The sequence below is a fragment of the Steroidobacter cummioxidans genome, from assembly GCF_003104955.1.
Genome location: NZ_LSRW01000012.1, coordinates 298,023 through 315,507 on the forward strand (window position 1 = coordinate 298,023; position 17,485 = coordinate 315,507).

A 17,485-nucleotide genomic window follows, 5' to 3' on the forward strand; every position below is an offset into this window, starting at 1 on the left:
TGTGCTTCCATCACTTGAGGTCTTCCGGGTCCAGCCGCGTACGCAGCTGGCTGTAGGCGCGGGACAAATCACGCAGCACGACGCGCGGCGACAGCTGGAGTCGCTCGGCGATCTGCTTGTAAGTGAGTCCCTCGTTCACTCGCAACAGTAGAACCTGACGCTGCCGCGGCGGCAGCTTGTCGACCGCGGCCTGCACGTTGGCATCGCTGCCGGCCTGGCTGACTGAATTCTGCGGCTCCTGATCGGGCTCGATCAGCAAATCCTCGAGCCACTCCTGATCATGCGGTTTGGACACACGGGCGCGCGTGCGCCATTCGCTGGCGACATTGCCTGCGATCCGCAACAGATACCCCAGGGGGTTCTCGACAGCGGTCTTGTCGCTGTAACGTAACAGCCGCAGAAACACTTCCTGCGCCAGATCGTCCAGTTCGGCGGCAGGGACCGAGGCGCGACGGGACAACCAATGTCTCACTGGCTTGCGCCAATCCTTGAACCACTGCGCGAAGCGGTTGTTCGAGTTGCCGTGATCGACAGGTTCCAGTGCTTCTGAAACGGCAGGCTCTCGATGCGCGTCGACAGCACGCGCAGACGAGCCAACCTCGACGTCCCCGTAGCTCCCACGATCGATCACAAACATTCCTAAGAGAAGTGTGTCCGACCACTCTTATGCACCGCGACTGTACTTGTATCCCTCGTCGCCAAGTTCTGCAAAAGGGGTTTCCACTGAGGTGGGACCGGTCATGGTCCGGAATTTAACCCTGGAGGTCCCCTCAGCCGTGGTTGCCGTTCAGTTATCCGGCCGTAGTGAACGATCTAAGTGCAAACGGCAGAATGAGCCCCCCCCGGTGTTTCCTCACCGGCAATGCACTGAAAGGAGGCGGCTTGTCCTGAAAGGACAAGCCATGGCACGAATATTTCTAATAGATGACGTTTTGGCTACGTCGGTCAGTGAGCGGCGCGGGCCGCTTTCTTGGGCACGTACAGGTCGGTCAGCGTGCCTTCATACGCTTCGGCCGAGAACATCACCGTCTCCGACAAGGTCGGATGCGGATGGATGGTCAGCCCCAGATCGGCGGCATCCGTGTTCATCTCGATCGCCAGGGCAATCTCGGAAATCAGATCGCCGGCGTTCGGGCCGACGATGCCGCCGCCGATGACCCGATGGGTGCTGGGATCGAACAACACTTTGGTCAAGCCGTCATCACGCCCGAGCGTGAGTGAGCGGGCATTGGCCGACCACGGAAAACTACCCTTCTCGTAGGCAATGCCTTTGGCCTTGGCTTCGGTCTCGGTCAGGCCGACCCACGCGATTTCCGGATCGGTGTAAGCGACCGACGGAATCACGCGCGCGTCGAAGAAACGCTTCTCGCCATGGGCGACTTCGGCCGCCAGCTTGCCTTCATGCGAGGCCTTGTGAGCGAGCATGGGCTGGCCGGCGATATCGCCAATCGCGAAGATGTGCGAAACATTCGTGCGCATCTGCTTGTCGACAGGGATGAAGCCGCGCTCGCCGACCTCCACGCCGGCCGCCTCCGCGCCGATCTTCTTGCCATTCGGGCTGCGGCCGACCGCAACCAGCACCTTGTCATAGATCTGCGGCTCGAGGGCCTGTTCGCCCTCGAACGTAACTCGAATCCCTTCCTTGAGCGCCTCGACCTTGCTGACCTTGGTCTTCACCATGATCTTTTCATAGCGCTTGCTGATGCGCTTCTCGAGCGGACGCACCAGGTCGCGATCGCAACCCGGAATCAGGCCGTCGGTGAGCTCGACGACGCTGACCTTGGTGCCCAGCGCGTCGTACACACATGCCATTTCGAGGCCGATGATGCCGCCGCCGATGACAAGCATGCGCTTCGGCAGATCGAGCTCGAGCGCGCCAGTGGAATCGATGATGCGCGGATCGTCGGGCAAACCGGGCAGCCGGACGACTTCAGAGCCGGCCGCGATGATGCAGTTCTTGAACGAGATTTTGCGTGCGCCTTCGCCCGGCGCATTCTCGCCCTTCGACAACACCGTGGACTGCGGAGTCATGTCGGTGTTCGCGATCTGCATCTCATGGGGCGAGACGAACTTGCCGATGCCGCGGATGACTTCGACCTTGCGCTGCTTGGCGAGCACGCCGAGACCGCCAGTCAGTTTGCCGACGACCTTCTCTTTCCAGCCGCGCAGTTTGACCGCGTCGATCTGCGGCTTGCCGAAAGTGACGCCGAAGGCCTCCATCTCATGCGCCTCTTCGATCACCCTCGCGGCGTGAAGCAAGGCTTTCGATGGGATGCAGCCTACGTTGAGACACACGCCGCCGAGTTGCGGCCAGCGCTCGACCAACGCGACCTTCATGCCGAGATCGGCAGCGCGAAACGCGGCGGTGTATCCGCCGGGGCCGGCACCAAGCACGACCATGTCGTAGTCGTACGTGCCGCCCGAAGTATCTTTGGCGGGAGTCGGAGCGGGCGCGGGCGCGTTCGCAGCGGCAGCCTTCGCTTTCTGCTCTCGGACGATCGTGTCCGTAAAAGGAACGTCTTCCTCTTCCTTCGCGGGCGCCGGGGCCGCAGCCTTTGTTTCTTTCGCAGCCGGCGCTTCCTTAGCCTCCGCAGCGTCGACTTCGAGAATCAAGGCGCCTTTGGAAACCCGATCGCCCTTCTTCAACGCGACCGATTTGACGACACCCGCGGCGTTCGACGGCACATCCATGGTCGCCTTCTCGGTTTCGAGAGTGACCAGCGGGGTTTCGAGCGCAATCTCATCGCCCGGCTTGACCAGCACGTCGATGACTTCGACGTCCTTGAAGTCGCCGATATCGGGAACATTAACTTTGGTCACGGCACCGCCTCGATGAGCCCACGCACGTCAGCGAGCTTCTCCGCCAGGAAGGTGGTGAAGCGCACGCCGGCAGCACCGTCGATCACGCGATGGTCGTAGGCCAGCGTAAACGGCAACATCAGGCGCGGCACGAACTGGCCGTCTTTATAAACCGGCTTGAAGCTCGACTTCGCCACACCGAGGATCGCTACCTCCGGCGCATTGATGATGGGCGTGAAGCCCACGCCGCCAATGCCACCGAGACTCGACACAGTAAACGTCGCGCCCTGCATCTCGGCGACCGTCAGCTTGCCGGCGCGAGCCTTTTCAGAGAGCACCGCGAGGTCGCGCGCGATCTCGTAAATGTCCTTCTTGTCGGCGTCCTTGATGACCGGCACGACCAGGCCGCCCGGCGTGTCTGCCGCGAAGCCCAGGCTGATGTACTTCTTGAGGACGAGGTTCTTGCCCGACGACTCCAGCGAGCTGTTGACGTTCGGGAACTCCTTCAACGCCAACACGCAGGCACGCAGCACGAACGCGAGCGGCGTGAGCTTGATGCCTTGCTTCTCGGCGTTGCCCTTGAGCTTCTTGCGGGTTTCTTCCAGCTCGGTGATGTCCGCTTCGTCCATCTGCCAGACGTGCGGAATGTTCAGCCAGCTGGTCTGCAGATGCGGGCCGGAAATCTTCTGAATGCGGCTGAGCGGCTTGACCTCGATCTCGCCGAACTTGGAGAAATCGACTTCCGGGACTTTCGGCAGCGCGCCGCCACCAGCGCCGGCGCCAGCAGGCGCGCCTGACGACAGTGCTTGCTTGACGAACGCCTTCACGTCGTCGGGCGTGATGCGACCTTTCGGACCCGTGCCTTTGATGCGACTCAGATCGGCACCGAGCTCGCGCGCGAACTTACGAACCGATGGGCTCGCGTATGCGCGAGCGAATCCAGCTTCGTCGATCGGCGGCAAACCTTTCGTTTCAGCCGGAGCAGCAGCCGCCGCGGGCGCGGGTGCCGGCTCTTTCTTCGCCGGAGCGGCGGCGGGCGCGGCAGCTTTCGCAGGCTCAGCGGGCGCAGCCTTTGGCTGTTCCTGCGCGCTCTTCGAAGCAGGCGCGGCGCCACCTTCGAGCAGACCGATCAAAGCGCCTTTGGAAACACGGTCGCCCTTCTTCAACTCGAGCGACTTGAGCACACCGGCGGCCGTGGACGGAACATCCATCGTCGCCTTCTCGGTTTCGAGGGTCAGCAGCGGTGTGTCGACTTCGATGCGATCGCCAGGCTTGACCAGCACGTCGATGACTTCCACATCTTTGAAGTCACCGAGATCGGGAACGCGAACTTCGCCGCCACCCGCCGCGCCGCTGTTCGACTCCGCCTTGCTCGGAGTCGCCGCCTCGCTGGAAGCCGTGCCGCCGGACGCAGCTTGCTTTGCTGGCGCGCCAGCGTTGCGCTCCGACTGTTCCTTGCCGATCGACGGCGTGGATACAGGCTCTTCAGCCGCGCCGCTCGTCTTGGTCGCACCAGCCGGCGCGGCAACAGCGCCGCCACCTTTGGCTTCGATCTGACCGATCAGGCTGCCTTTGGAAACACGATCGCCCTTCTTCAAGGCGAGCGAGGCGATGACACCGGCATCCGTGGAAGGCACATCTATGGTCGCCTTGTCGGTTTCCAGGGTCAGCAGCGGCGTGTCGACTTCGACCTGGTCGCCGGGCTTGACCAGCACGTCGATGACCTCGACGTCTTTGAAGTCGCCGAGATCCGGTACTTTGATATCTGTTGCCATGCTTAATTAATCAGAGCTTGACCGGGTCTTACTGCGTCACCGGATTCGGCTTGTCCGGATCGATGTTGAATTTCTTGATGGCGCCTTTGACGGTCGCCATATCGAGCTTGCCTTCGTCCGCGAGCGCGCGCAGCGAAGCCACCACGATGTGCGCGGCGTCCACTTCGAAGTGCCGGCGAAGCTCGGCACGCGAGTCGCTGCGACCGTAACCATCGGTGCCGAGCACGACGAAACGTCCGGGGACCCACTGACGTATTTGATCGGGCACGATGCGCATGTAGTCCGTCGAAGCAATGAACGGACCGGTGCGATCGCCGAGCACCTGCCGCACATACGGCACCGCCTGCGGCGCATCGGGATTCAGCAAGTTCTTGCGCTCGACATCCAACGCTTCACGACGCAGCTCGGAGAAGCTGGTCGCGCTGAACACGTCGGCCGGCACGCCGTAATCCTTCTCGAGAATCTCGGCGGCTTTGATGACTTCGCGCAGGATCGTGCCGGAGCCCATCAGGTTCACACGCACTTTGCCCTTGCCACCGGACTGCAGCAGGTACATGCCCTTGAGGATGCCCGCCTCCGCGCCCTTCGGCATGGCCGGGTGCGCGTAGTTTTCATTCATCACCGAGAGGTAATAGAAGACATCTTCCTGGTCGGCGAACATGCGACGCATGCCGTCCTGAATGATGACTGCGAGCTCGTATGCGAACGTCGGATCGTAAGCAATGCAGTTCGGAATCGTGCTGGCCGCGAGATGGCTGTGACCGTCCTGGTGCTGCAGGCCTTCGCCTGCGAGCGTCGTGCGACCCGCGGTGCCGCCCAACAGGAAGCCGCGAGCCTGGCTGTCGCCGGCCGCCCAGATGAAATCGCCAACGCGCTGGAATCCGAACATCGAGTAATAGATGTAGAACGGAATCATGTTCACGTTGTGGTTGGCATACGCGGTACCGGCCGCGATGAACGAAGCGAGCGCGCCGCCTTCGTTGATGCCTTCCTCGAGAATCTGACCCTTCTTGTCTTCCTTGTAGAACATCAGCTGATCGGCGTCCTGCGGCGTGTACAGCTGACCCGCCGAGGAATAGATGCCGACCTGGCGGAACATGCCTTCCATACCGAAGGTACGCGCCTCGTCCGGCACGATCGGCACGACGTTCTTGCCGATGTTCTTGTCCTTCACCAGCATCTGCAGGATGCGCACGAATGCCATCGTGGTGGAGAACTCACGATCGCCCGAGGACTGCAGCAGCGAGTCGAAGGCTTCGAGCGCAGGAATAGTCAGCGACGGCGCATTCGCGCGACGCTGCGGCAGCGGGCCGCCGAGCCGTTCGCGACGCTCGCGCAGATACTTCATTTCCTCGCTGTCTTCCGGCAGGCGCTGGAACGGCGACTTGGCGATCTGCTCGTCCGGGATGTCGATGTAGACGCGCTTGCGGAATTCCTTCAGCGCCTCGTCATCCAGCTTTTTCTGCTGGTGGGTGATGTTCTGGCTCTCACCCCACTTGCCCATCATGAAGCCCTTGACGGTCTTGCACAGGATGACCGTCGGCGCGCCCTTGTGATTCACGGCCGCGTTGTAGGCGTTCCAGACTTTCTTATAGTCGTGGCCGCCGCGGTTCAGACGCCAGATGTCGTCATCCGACATGTTGGCGACCATCTCTTTCAGCTCGGGATACTTGCCGAAGAAATTCTCGCGCGTGTACGCGCCGCCCTTGGCCTTGAAGTTCTGATATTCGCCGTCGACGCACTCTTCCATCACCCGGCGCAGCAGGCCCTTGGTGTCCTTCGCGAGCAAAGGATCCCAACGCGAGCCCCAGATGACTTTGATGACGTTCCAGCCCGCGCCGAGGAAGGCGGCTTCGAGCTCTTGAATGACCTTGCCGTTGCCGCGCACCGGACCGTCCAGGCGCTGCAGGTTACAGTTGATGACGAACACCAGATTGTCGAGCTTCTCGCGCACCGGCATGGTGATCGCGCCCATCGACTCGGGCTCGTCCATCTCGCCGTCACCGAGGAATGCCCACACCTTGCGGTCGGTCGTCGGCACCACGCCACGATTCTCGAGATAGCGCTGAAAGCGCGCCTGATAGATGGCCATCATCGGCCCGAGGCCCATGGACACGGTCGGGAACTGCCAGAAATCCGGCATCAGCCAGGGATGCGGATACGAGCTGAGACCCTTCTCCGGGCTGGCCACTTCCTGACGGAAGTAACGCAAATTCTCTTCAGAGAGTCGGCCTTCGAGATACGCACGTGCGTAGATACCCGGCGCGACGTGGCCCTGGATGTAGATCATGTCGCCAGGATGGTTTTCCGAGGGCGCGCGCCAGAAGTGATTGAAGCCCACTTCGTACATGGTCGCCGACGACGCGTAGCTGGCGATGTGACCGCCGTATTCAGAGCTCTGGCGATTGGTGTGCACCACCATGGCCATCGCGTTCCAGCGGATGAAGGCCTCGATGCGCCGCTCGATGCTGCGATCGCCCGGGTACTCCTGCTCCTGCCCGGATGAAATCGTATTCACATAGGCCGTATTGGGCTTGAACGGCAGGTACGCACCACTGCGGCGCGTGAAATCGATCAACCTTTCGAGCAGAAAGTGGGCTCGGCCGGCGCCCTGCGCCTTGATCACCGAGTCGATCGATTCGAGCCATTCCCGCGTTTCTTCGGGATCGAGATCATCAAACCTGGAGGGTTCGGACATGTCGGGTGTGCTGCAAAAGGTGGCCGCGTATCATCGGAGTTTGAGAATTTTCGGTCAAGGAACCTGGTGTGGTGGAATTGCTTCCTGCAGAGCGCGACATACGTATTTCTCAACGCCGCGCACAGTTGAGCGAAAGCTCAATGCAAAAACACGATGGCTGCATCGTCATCCTCGATCGGGAACAGGCCGAGCAACGCCTGGCCAAGCTGCCTTTCAGTGCGGCCTGGCAACGGCTGTATCGCGAAGCCAAGGCACGCGGACCTGTATCTATCCTCAGTGCGCGAGTGGCAGCCGATGCATCACCTATGGTGGTGGCACTTGCAAAACCTTCAAGTTCGGCGTTCGAGCGCCTGTCGCTCGCGACGCGCATTTGGAAGGAGTTAGCGCCTGTTTCCGGCGCGAAGGTGCTGTTGGCGACCCAGGGCCTCGACGCCACTCACAGCGCCGCAATGCTTGAAGCGCTGACGGCCGCCGCGCTGGCCGCGACCGCGCCCATGCCGGTGATTAAGTCGAAGACACCGAAAGTGCCGGAGCCGCCGCAACTCACGCTCAGCGGCGATGGCCCGGACATCGATGCGGATCTGTCGATTGCGATTGATCGCGGCAATCACCTGGCGCGCTGGCTGACGACGCTGCCGCCCAATGTCTTGCACACGGCGAGTTATCGAAAAGCGTTGCGTGACCTCGCGAAACGCGAAGGCTGGGCGTTCTCGTTCCTCGACGAGCGCGCGCTGAAGAAGCTGAACGCCGGTGCCTTTCTGGCGGTAACACGCGCAAATGAGCACCGCGACGCGGGCATCGTGCGGCTGCGCTATCGAGCTGGAAGAGACTCCACGCGCAAGAAATTGGCGCTGGTCGGCAAGGGCATTTGTTTTGACACGGGGGGTATCAATTTAAAGCCCCACAAAAGCATGTATCAGATGCACGAAGACATGCAGGGCAGCGCCGTCGCGGTCGGCACCCTGCTCGCGCTGAGCCGTCTGAACGTGCCTTATGACATCGATTGCTGGCTCGCCATCACCGAAAACCAGATCGGCTCGAACGCATTTCGCCCGCAAGAAGTCGTGCGCGCCGCGAATGGCACAACGATCCAAGTCGCGCACAGCGACGCTGAGGGTCGCATGGTGCTTGCCGACACATTGACGATCGCCGCGCGCGAGAAGCCAGATTTGATGATCGACTTCGCGACACTCACGGGTGCGTGTGTTACAGCACTGACCGAGCGCTATTGTGGTGCATTCACGAATCGCCCCGAGTGGCACGGCGCTATCGAGACAGCCGGTCGTGAGAGTGGTGAGCGCGTGTGGCCGTTTCCGATGGACGAAGACTTCGACAGCGATCTCGAATCATCGATCGCCGATGTCCTTCAGTGCACGCCGGATAGCAAAGGCGATCACATCTTGGCCGCTCGGTTCCTGAGCAAGTTCGTGCCGGCGGAGATTCCGTGGATTCACATCGATCTGGCCGCGGGGAATCGGCCCGGTGGGCTTGCGCATGTGCCGACGGATTTCACGGGATTTGGAGTGCGGTACACGACGCAGCTTTTGCTTGAGCAGGACTTGCTCAGCGGCGGACGGGCGAAGCGGGCTCGGCGGGAGTGAGGCGTTGGTGTCGCTTCCGCCCCGACTGCTTGGCGCTGGACGTTTCCGGAGAAACGCAAACTGTCAAATTGCGTCTCGGGTGGGCCCGCGTTGACGCTTGAATGAGGCCGCGGCGATAAGGCCACGGACACTAAGAAACGGTTCGCGCAGTTGCATCGTGATAATCCACTTCAATGAAGCCGCAGCCACCACGCTGCGGACCTAACACCTGCGCTCATGCCATGGACTCAGTGGTGTACCGATCCACTCTTTTCGAGGATCGCGACATCGTTCATTGCATAAGGATATCAAACCATAGCCATAACACTGCGGGCAAGTCACTCGTGTCACCAGATGATGGCCTGTGGCGAACACGCCCTCGTATGTCTCGACCAGCACAGATGCTTTAATGAGGCCGCAGCCATGACGCGCGACCATCGCTGCAGGCGGTCCTGCGCTCGACGGCCTGGTGCTTCAATGAGGTCGCAGCAGTAGCCACGATCTTTGCCGCATCGGTGTGAACTGATCCGTGAAGGCCTTTGCTTCAATGAGGTCGCAACGTAATAGCCGCAATCACGCGGGCTGGTCGCACTGAAGATCGACGGCAATCAGTAGCTTCAATGGGGTCGCGGTGCAATTGCCGCGATCACACTCGCATCGACTTGTTCAGCGCTCACGCCCTGCTCGATGCTTCATAAGGCCGCGGTGTAATCACCGCATCATGGCCCACGCGCAACCATGCGCACATTCTCGCGTTTCCAACCGCGATGCACACACCCAGCTAGGTTCGCCTCATTCTCCTGCTGCAATGAGGCCGCGGCATAGTCGCCGCGATGACTGAAATGCTTGCTTCAGAGGCTCATCGCTCATCATGGCTCACTGGACCGCGTCCGCACTGCTTGATGCCGGTACTACACTCGTGGCGCATTCCCGCCGGGGAGCGCATGGCACCCGCAGTGTTGCAGATCTTCATATCGGCACGGGACGTAATGTCTCCCAACTCAGATGCCGGATATACGCCTGCAAGCGAATCCTCGTGCACAGATCTCGATCAGTCTCTACTTGCAGGGAAAGTTCATATGCGAGTGCTAAATTGTGACCGAACCGCGACCGCCACGGGATCGCCGCGCATGCGCGCGGCGGCTCCATCACATCGATCAGCTCCGCGAGATGTTGGAGTGAGTTTGCCGAGAGCGTGGCATGCGATTCCGCACCGTCGGAATCGCACTCTACTAACTCCCCCACCAAACGCCGCCGAGTCACTCGTTCCACGTGCCGGCGCGCTCACGGTGCAATGATCATGAGGTGATGGAAGAGATCGCGGGCACGACCCTGAGCTGGGCGAAAACCTTGTAGATTTCCGATCGAAAGCGACCGAAACGATTCAACTTGACTACATCAGGGCGAACCTCGACCGCCTGAGGCGAGGATCAATGAGGGCGCAGCGATAACGCTGCGGACACCATACATCCGCTTCAGTAGGTCCGCCCCCCCTTCGGATCGCCTCAATGAGCCGCAGCGTCATCGCCACGAAAACGTCGATGCAGGACCAGCGCGTCGCGGCATACCTCCTTCAATGAGGTCGCGGCGCAGTCGCCGCGATAACCGCAAGCCACGCTTCGAGAAAGCGGCGCGTGGCATTGCTTCAATGAGACCGCCACGGTGTACGAGGTACCTAAGAGTTCCAACAACAAAGGAGCAATTGCTTGCAACGGTCACAGAGAGTCCGCCGCACACGCCGTGATGGCCAAGAGTAATCGCTGGCGACATCATGGAGACCTGGCGCACCATCTCCTATGCTGTTCCGGCAAGGCATGCGCGATCCTGAAACGCATCGACGCGGCGGATCACTCGCTTCACGTACTGGCGCGCTCGCGGCGCAACGATCACGAACTGAAAGAAATCGCGGATACGATCGCAAGCAGGGCGAAAAGCCTGCAGATTTCTACTCAAAAGCGACCGACCCGTTTCGACCAACCCACAGACAGCGAACCTCGACCAACTGGAGTGAGACTCAATGAGGCCGCAGGAATGACGCTGCGGACACGGCGCCGAACATGACTGCGATCACAACGCGGCGAAGCTTCTATGAGGTCGCGACGTAATCGCCGCGATCACCGAACGTGCGGCAATAATCAACGGTGAAATGGGCTGCGGGCTTCAATGAGATCGCGCGCAATCGCCGCGATCGCGCTAGGCCATCGCGTCGCTGGTCCGGTGCAGTTGCTGCTTCAATGAGGCTGCGGCGTCATCGCCGCGATCACCGATATCCTTCTCGTAACGATCCGAGTGGAAGCCATAGATTCAATGAGGCCGCGGCGTCATCGCCGCGATCACGGAACCGCGTCACGTCTGCGGCATTACGCGACTAAGGCTTCAATGAGGCCGCGGCATAATCGCCACGATCACGCGATCCAGAAGCCGGGGCCGGACGATAGCTACGTCCCGCTTTAGTGAGCGGCGGCGTCATCGCCGCGATCACCCGCGCGGACGCGATCACCGCGATCACACAATTGCGGACCCGCGAGCGACTGCGGATTCGCGCTTCAATGAGGCCACGGCGTCATCGCCGCGATCACAGCCCACGCGTAACCCTACGCGCCCCTCGCGTTTTCCGCATGTTTGCGAAAGCTGCATTCCGGACTGGAAAACACATGACGACATGGAGAACCATCCAATTCTCACCAAACATCCTGATTTTTAGAGAGCTTTTTCAGTGCGAGCGCTCCCCAGGGATTTCTTCGTCACTACCGCGCTCGCGCGACCCGGCAAAATCGAACGATGACAGGCTCATCAACGAGGCCGCAGCGTTATTGCTGCGGGCACGACAACGGGTAAAACGTCACCCCGATTCAGGTTGGGTTTCAACAAAGCCGCAGCGGTATCGCTGCGGACACCTGAGTAGTATCGGCCGCCGATGGCTACCGAAATCCCGCTTCAACGAGGCCGCAGCGTTAGCGCCGCGGACATCTCTAGGTGATTGCCTGGTAACAACCATCGAACCGGGTAACCCCGCTCTTTGCAAGAGGGGTGTCAGATCAAGTCGAAACTAATACAAATGAGGTCGCGACAATCACGCCGCGATAATGTCGCATTGTCCGCCGTAGCGCCCAGCAGCACCTGCCTTCAAAGGTTGGAGCGCAATCGCCGTCCAGACCCGCGATAACGTCTGCGACAACGTCGCTTCAATGTGGTCGCAGCGTTACCGTCGCGATCACGCCCCTCGCGCAACCCTGCGCACCGTACGGCAGCCATCGACACCGTGACGTGTCCGCGTGAGTTTGCCGAACTTGGGTGCTCAAGACTCTGCGCCATCCGAACCACGCTTCATCAACTCCACGACCAAACGCCGTGGAGTCACCTGCACTCGCACATTCGGGCCGATTGGGAAGCCCGCCTTCTCGAGCCAGCGTCCTTGGAGATGCAACGAAGGCCTCGGCTCGGGTTCGCTGCCTTCTAGCAACGCTTTTAGGGAGAGAAGTCTCGGATCTTTAACTGGCGCGACTGGGTTGCTTCGGAGGATTGCGCGGGAATATGCGCGTCCACGCCGCGCGGAGGCGTCGTACACTTTGCAGTAGCCATGGTCAGCTCCTTTTAAGTTGACTGTGGTCAGGCGCCCGGATGGTGTTGTAGCACCTTCGGGCGCCGCTCTTTGTCGAGTTACTCGCCCAGTCTCTATTGCCGTTAAAATAAGTATCTATACGGTTGTTTAGCTCCCATTCGAATCATAAGAGCGCCAAAACTTAGGAAGCCATTGAAGGGGAGCATCCCCCACCGGGAGGATCTGATCTCACCCATTGGTGAGAGTGAATTCACGCGCACAGCGCGCTCGCTCACTCCTTCGGCAGCATCTGCGGATTCCACGCCACCTCCCACAGATGCCGCTCCGGATCTTGGAAATAGCCGGCGTAGCCACCATAAAACGTATCGTGCGCGGCTTTGACGATGGTCGCGCCGGCACTCCGAGCCTGCTCCATCACTGCATCGACCTCCGCTTTCGAACTCACATTGTGAGCGAGACAGAAGTCCGTGGGACTCGGTGCTGACAGAGGCAATCCAGAGTCGTGTGACAAACTCTTGCGCGGCCACAGCGCCAGCCTCAGACCGCCTTCCAATTCGAAGAACGCGACCGCGCCGTGATCGATGCCGTCGGTCTTGAGCCTTAGACCGCTAGCGTAAAAATCTACCGCGCGCTCGAGATCGTCGACGCCAAGCGTAATGAGAGAAATCCGAGGCTTCATGAATCATTCTCCAACGTCGACCAAGCAGGAGGGCCATAGTGCGCGACGCAGCGCCGATCAAAGCAAGTTGATTGCCGGGCCAGGTGCGGCAGCAACTGCCGGGCACAGCGCCTCAATCTGCCATTAAGTGCCCGTGCCCAAAAGCTCATACTGCCGGACATGGCAGCCTCCGCAACACCGCTAAGCATAGAAGTTAAACCCGGCCTACGCGTGTCAGCTTTACTGCAGCTGCCGCCGGACGCTCGCACGTGTTTTGTGCTGGGTCACGGTGCGGGCGCCGGAATGGCGCATGCATTCATGGCGATCTCGCCAACGCACTCGAAGCGCGGCAAATCGGCACGCTCCGCTAAACTTTCCTTACATGGAAAGCGGCTCAAAGCGTCCCGACCCAGCGGCACTTTGTCATGCAGCTGTGCGCACGGCCGTAGGGAAGCGCGCAAGCAAGCGCCGGGCGTGACGTTGATCGCGGGTGGTAAGTTGTTCGGAGGTCGGATGACCTCGCAAGCTCAGACAGCGAATCCGTTACCTGAGGTGCGTGGGCTCGCGTTCGTGGGATTTCCATTGCATCCAGCGAAGAAGCCCTCTACTGAACGCGCGGCTCATCTATCGGATGTGCAGGTTCCGATGCTGTTCCTGCAAGGAACGCGTGACGACTTGGCCGATCTCACACTGCTCGAACCGATCGTGGAGAACTCGGCCCGAGCGCGACCCTGAAGCGCATCGACGGCGCGGATCATTCCTTCCACATGCTGGCGTGCTCAGGCCGAAACGATCTCGAGCTGGGCGAAAGCCCTGTAGATTTTCGATCGAAAGGGTGAGACTCAATGAGGCCGCAGCGATAGCGCTGCGGACACAGGCTGTCGGTCTTGCCACTCTGTGCCGGCCCGACGCTTCAACGAGGCCGCAGCAATAACGCTGCGGACACATACCTGGCGTGCCCGGATTTCGCGGCGCTGGCGGTGCGGCTTCAACGAGGCCACAGCGACAATACTGCGGACACGGAGATGATCGGGGAAGTGAGTGACATGGCATCAGTCCTTCAACGAGACCGCCGCGCTATCGCTGTGGACACGTGAACCCGCTTCAGATCGTCCAACGGATCCGGATCGCTTCAACGAGGCCGCAGCGGTATCGCTGCGGACACTCGCTGAGGCCTTTGCGCGCGAGATCCACTTGGTTGTAGCTTCAACAAGGCCGCAGCGATAACGCTGCGGACACCGGAAATTCGCAATGGAATCCAGCGCACGGCGAGTTGCTTCAACGAGGCCGCAACGTTATCGCTGCGGTCACGATGCCCGCGCCGATCGACTCGCTCGAGTAGCTGACGCTTCAACGAGGCCGCAGCGTTATCGCTGCGGTCACCTCCACTTCGGGGCCATAGCCATCCTTGTACTGAATGCTTCAAGGAGGCCGCAGCGCTATCGCTGCGGTCACAGCCCACCCGTAACCCTGCGTACCACCTCGCGTTTGCGACGCATTTGCGAGAGCTGAAGTTACGATCCAGGCCAGAGAAAACATAAGCACCAAAGAACCTTTCCGGTTCTCAACGAACATCCTGATTTTAAAAGAGCTTCAGATCGCGAGCGCTCCCCGGGGATTTCATCATCACTGCAGCGCTCGCGTGGCGCGGCGAAATTAGGCGATGACGGGAGCGCGGGTGACGGGCTCGAAGTCCTTGCCCAAGCTTACCACTCTGGGAGTCACGTGATCAGCCGGCCCAACGTCGACAAACAGGATATGGTCTTGGTCGTGATGAATCACACCATCGAGCAGCGCCACGAGCTCGGCGTGCCGTTTTCTGCTCAAGCGGCATTGGAAGACCGAAAGCTGCAGCCACTGGAGGTCGGATGACCTCGCGGCTCAGACGTAGGTGGGCTGGCGGTCGTCGGCTTTCCGTTGCATCCGGCAAAGAAGCCATCCACCGAACGCGCAGCTCATCTACGGACGTGAAGATTCCGATGCTGTTCCTACAAGGCACGCGCGATGACCTGGCCGATCTCACACTGCTCGAACCGATCGTCGAGAAACTCGGCCCGAGCGCGACCCTGAAGCGCATCGACGGCGCGGATCATTCCTTCCACATGCTGGCGCGTTCCGGCCGAAACGTTCGCGAAGTGATGGGAGAGATCGCGGATACGATCGAGAGCTGGGCGAAAACTCTGTCGACTTCTGACCGAAAGCGACCGAGCGGTTTCGACTAGCCCACCGGCAGCGCGAACCTCGGCGGGGCGAGGTGAGGCTTAATGAGGCCGCAGCGTCAGCGATGCGGACACGGCGTGGCACCGCAGAGCTTCGATACGGTGGTGCTGCTTCAATGAGGCCGCAGCGAAACGCTGCGGACACACATCCAGCGGCCTCGCCGCCGTAGCTGTTGTGATCGCTTCAACGACGCCGCAGTGATCGCTGCGGACACACGGCGCCGTCACGGGCCGAATGACTCACTTCAAGCCGCTTCAACGAGGCCGCAGCGGTATCGCTGCGGACACCGGCCTGCGGCGCTATCTCACCGGTCCCGATCGGCTCGCTTCAACGAGGCCACGGCGATAACGCCGCGGACACTCAATCAATGCCATCGGCGACCACAGCCCAAGAACGCTTCAACGAAGCCGCAGCTTTATCGCTGCGGACACGGCCCACCCATAACCCTTCGCACCACCTCGCGTTTGCAACGCATTTGCGAGACTCCATTTACGATCCAGGCCGGATAAAACATAGCCACAACGGAAGCTTTCAGATTGTCAACGAACTTCCTGATTTTAAAAGAGCTTCAGAACCGCGAGGGCCGGATTTCATCATCACTGCAGCTCTCGCGTGGCACGGCGAAATAAGGCGATGATGGGCTGGCGGGTGACGGGCTCGAAGCCCTTGCCTAGCTTACCACTCTGGGGGTCACGTGTTCAGCCGGCCCGACATCGACAAACAAAAGTATGGTCTTGATCGTGATGAATCACGCCATCGAGCAGCGTCACGAGCTCGGCATGTCGTTTTCTGCTCAAGCGGCATTGGAAAACCGACAGCTGGCGCATGCGCAATAGTCACGAAGTGATGGAAGAGATCGCCGACACAATCGCGAGCTGAGCGAAAACCCTGTCGATTTCTGATCGAAAGGGACCGAGTGGTTTCGACTAGCCCACCGGCATCGCGAGCCTCGACCGCCAGGGAGAGGCTCAATGAGGCCGCAGCGTTATCGCTGCGGACACTTCGCTGACCTGAATGGCGATATCCCCAGCACGACACTTCAACAAGGCCGCAGCGATCATGCCGCCGACACCTCACCAATAGCCGCCAACACCACGAGCCCAGCGTAGAGAACCTGCCGCACCAACACCCCACTCCGCATAGGCAATCAAGGGTGCCTCAGGCAGCTCCCCTTCATAGAAGCGCTTTGCGAATACCAGGCGCCTCTCTCTCTTCGGCCTGCCCCGTGACTTCAATGAGGCCGCGGCGTCATCGCCGCGATCACCCGGCCTGCTCACGGTCGAGAATTGTTACTTTGACAAGCTTCAATGAGGCCGCGGCGGTATGGCTGCGGACACAGAGCATGAAAGTTCGTCAAGTAAGCGAAGGAAATTTGCTTCAATTAAGCCGCAGCATTGTCGCTGCGGACACCGGACCCAGCCAGCCGCCAAATTTTCTAGCCACCGTGCTCCAACGAAGCCGCACCGTAGAGGCCGCGATCACTTGTTACTTCGACAACTGCCAGTTCGGCGTTACGGTACTTCAATGATGCCGCACGATAATCACTGCGTCCGGCGCGAGGTCGGAATCAATGCCGACCATACTTCAATGAGGTCGCAGTGTGGGCACCACGATATTAGATTCACGCCCATCACATCGACCACCGTGCAGTACCTTCGATGGGATCGCGACGAACTCACCGCGATGACATACGCCGTCAGAACTTCGCCGGCCAAAATCTTATACCTTCAATGAGGAGGCATCGATCATGCCGAAATCACGACTGAACTCGATGCCAGCACTTCAATAAGACCGCAGCAACAACCCTGCTGACACTCTTCGACATCTGCGGCTCACTGGACTCACAAAGTGCCTCCAGAAAAAGCGGGCAGCGGAGACCGCGAGCAACACTGAACTCGAAGACATCCATGCCGATCGAGCGGCCGCCTCAATGAGGCCACCGCCCCGACGCTTCAAAACATCGCTGCATACGCATCAAGCCCTGCGCGATACCTGCCGCACTTGAACGGGCCGCGCATATCGCCAGCGTCACTCGGCAAGATCGCCAAGGTTCTCCTGTCGTTCAAGCAGCTTTGACGAGACCTGGCGATGGAGCATGAACACACCGAAGAGGAGCGGCAGTCTCATCCCGTAGCTTCAGTGGAGGCGCGGCACTCTCGCCGCGCATGCAGCCCACCAGTACCGTTGACTATC

The 17,485-nt window shown here is 60.4% G+C and carries 9 protein-coding genes and 2 pseudogenes; 3 read left to right on the forward strand and 8 right to left on the reverse strand.

What is annotated here, in order from left to right:
- Positions 1–10: 10 nt before the first annotated feature.
- The 4 genes from D0550_RS08570 to aceE all read right to left on the reverse strand — a co-directional run bounded on the left by D0550_RS08570 (position 11) and on the right by aceE (position 7,272).
- Complete coding sequence (locus D0550_RS08570; RefSeq protein ID WP_161965714.1) at positions 11–631, reverse strand: RNA polymerase sigma factor; 621 nt, start codon at positions 629–631, stop codon at positions 11–13.
- Positions 632–945: 314 nt separating this feature from the next.
- Positions 946–2,820 (reverse strand): dihydrolipoyl dehydrogenase, encoded by a 1,875-nt coding sequence (gene lpdA, locus D0550_RS08575; RefSeq protein WP_116808695.1) that lies wholly within the window; start codon positions 2,818–2,820, stop codon positions 946–948.
- Positions 2,817–4,574, reverse strand: coding sequence for a dihydrolipoyllysine-residue acetyltransferase (gene aceF, locus D0550_RS08580; protein ID WP_116808696.1), 1,758 nt, complete (start codon positions 4,572–4,574; stop codon positions 2,817–2,819). The genes lpdA and aceF overlap by 4 nt, the downstream gene beginning before the upstream one ends.
- Positions 4,575–4,602: 28 nt before the next feature.
- Positions 4,603–7,272 (reverse strand): pyruvate dehydrogenase (acetyl-transferring), homodimeric type, encoded by a 2,670-nt coding sequence (gene aceE / locus D0550_RS08585; protein WP_116808697.1) that lies wholly within the window; start codon positions 7,270–7,272, stop codon positions 4,603–4,605.
- A 140-nt stretch (positions 7,273–7,412) separates the two neighbouring features.
- Here aceE and D0550_RS08590 point away from each other — a divergent pair, with 140 nt between their 5' ends.
- Positions 7,413–8,873: a M17 family metallopeptidase gene (locus tag D0550_RS08590; RefSeq protein ID WP_116808698.1), complete on the forward strand. Its 1,461-nt coding sequence runs from the start codon at positions 7,413–7,415 to the stop codon at positions 8,871–8,873.
- Positions 8,874–12,150: 3,277 nt separating this feature from the next.
- On the opposite strand, the gene D0550_RS37115 is transcribed toward D0550_RS08590, so the two are convergent.
- A complete protein-coding gene (locus D0550_RS37115) occupies positions 12,151–12,420 on the reverse strand; it encodes a SymE family type I addiction module toxin (protein WP_414717273.1) in 270 nt (89 codons plus the stop codon).
- Positions 12,421–12,685: 265 nt separating this feature from the next.
- Entirely contained in the window at positions 12,686–13,093 is a 408-nt protein-coding gene (locus D0550_RS08605) for a VOC family protein (protein ID WP_116808701.1), read from the reverse strand.
- Positions 13,094–13,390: 297 nt separating this feature from the next.
- Here D0550_RS08605 and D0550_RS36650 point away from each other — a divergent pair, with 297 nt between their 5' ends.
- On the forward strand, positions 13,391–13,807 hold the full coding sequence (locus D0550_RS36650; protein WP_349770709.1) for an alpha/beta family hydrolase: 417 nt from the start codon (positions 13,391–13,393) through the stop codon (positions 13,805–13,807).
- Between the two features lie 921 nt (positions 13,808–14,728).
- Here the strand turns inward: D0550_RS36650 and D0550_RS36795 are convergent.
- Positions 14,729–14,932: pseudogene (locus D0550_RS36795) on the reverse strand (CRISPR-associated endonuclease Cas2); the annotation flags it as partial.
- Between the two features lie 119 nt (positions 14,933–15,051).
- Here D0550_RS36795 and D0550_RS08620 point away from each other — a divergent pair.
- Complete coding sequence (locus D0550_RS08620; protein WP_153067094.1) at positions 15,052–15,294, forward strand: alpha/beta family hydrolase; 243 nt, start codon at positions 15,052–15,054, stop codon at positions 15,292–15,294.
- A gap of 594 nt (positions 15,295–15,888) precedes the next feature.
- Here the strand turns inward: D0550_RS08620 and D0550_RS37120 are convergent.
- Positions 15,889–16,113, reverse strand: a pseudogene (locus tag D0550_RS37120) (CRISPR-associated endonuclease Cas2); the annotation flags it as partial.
- Positions 16,114–17,485: the final 1,372 nt, after the last annotated feature.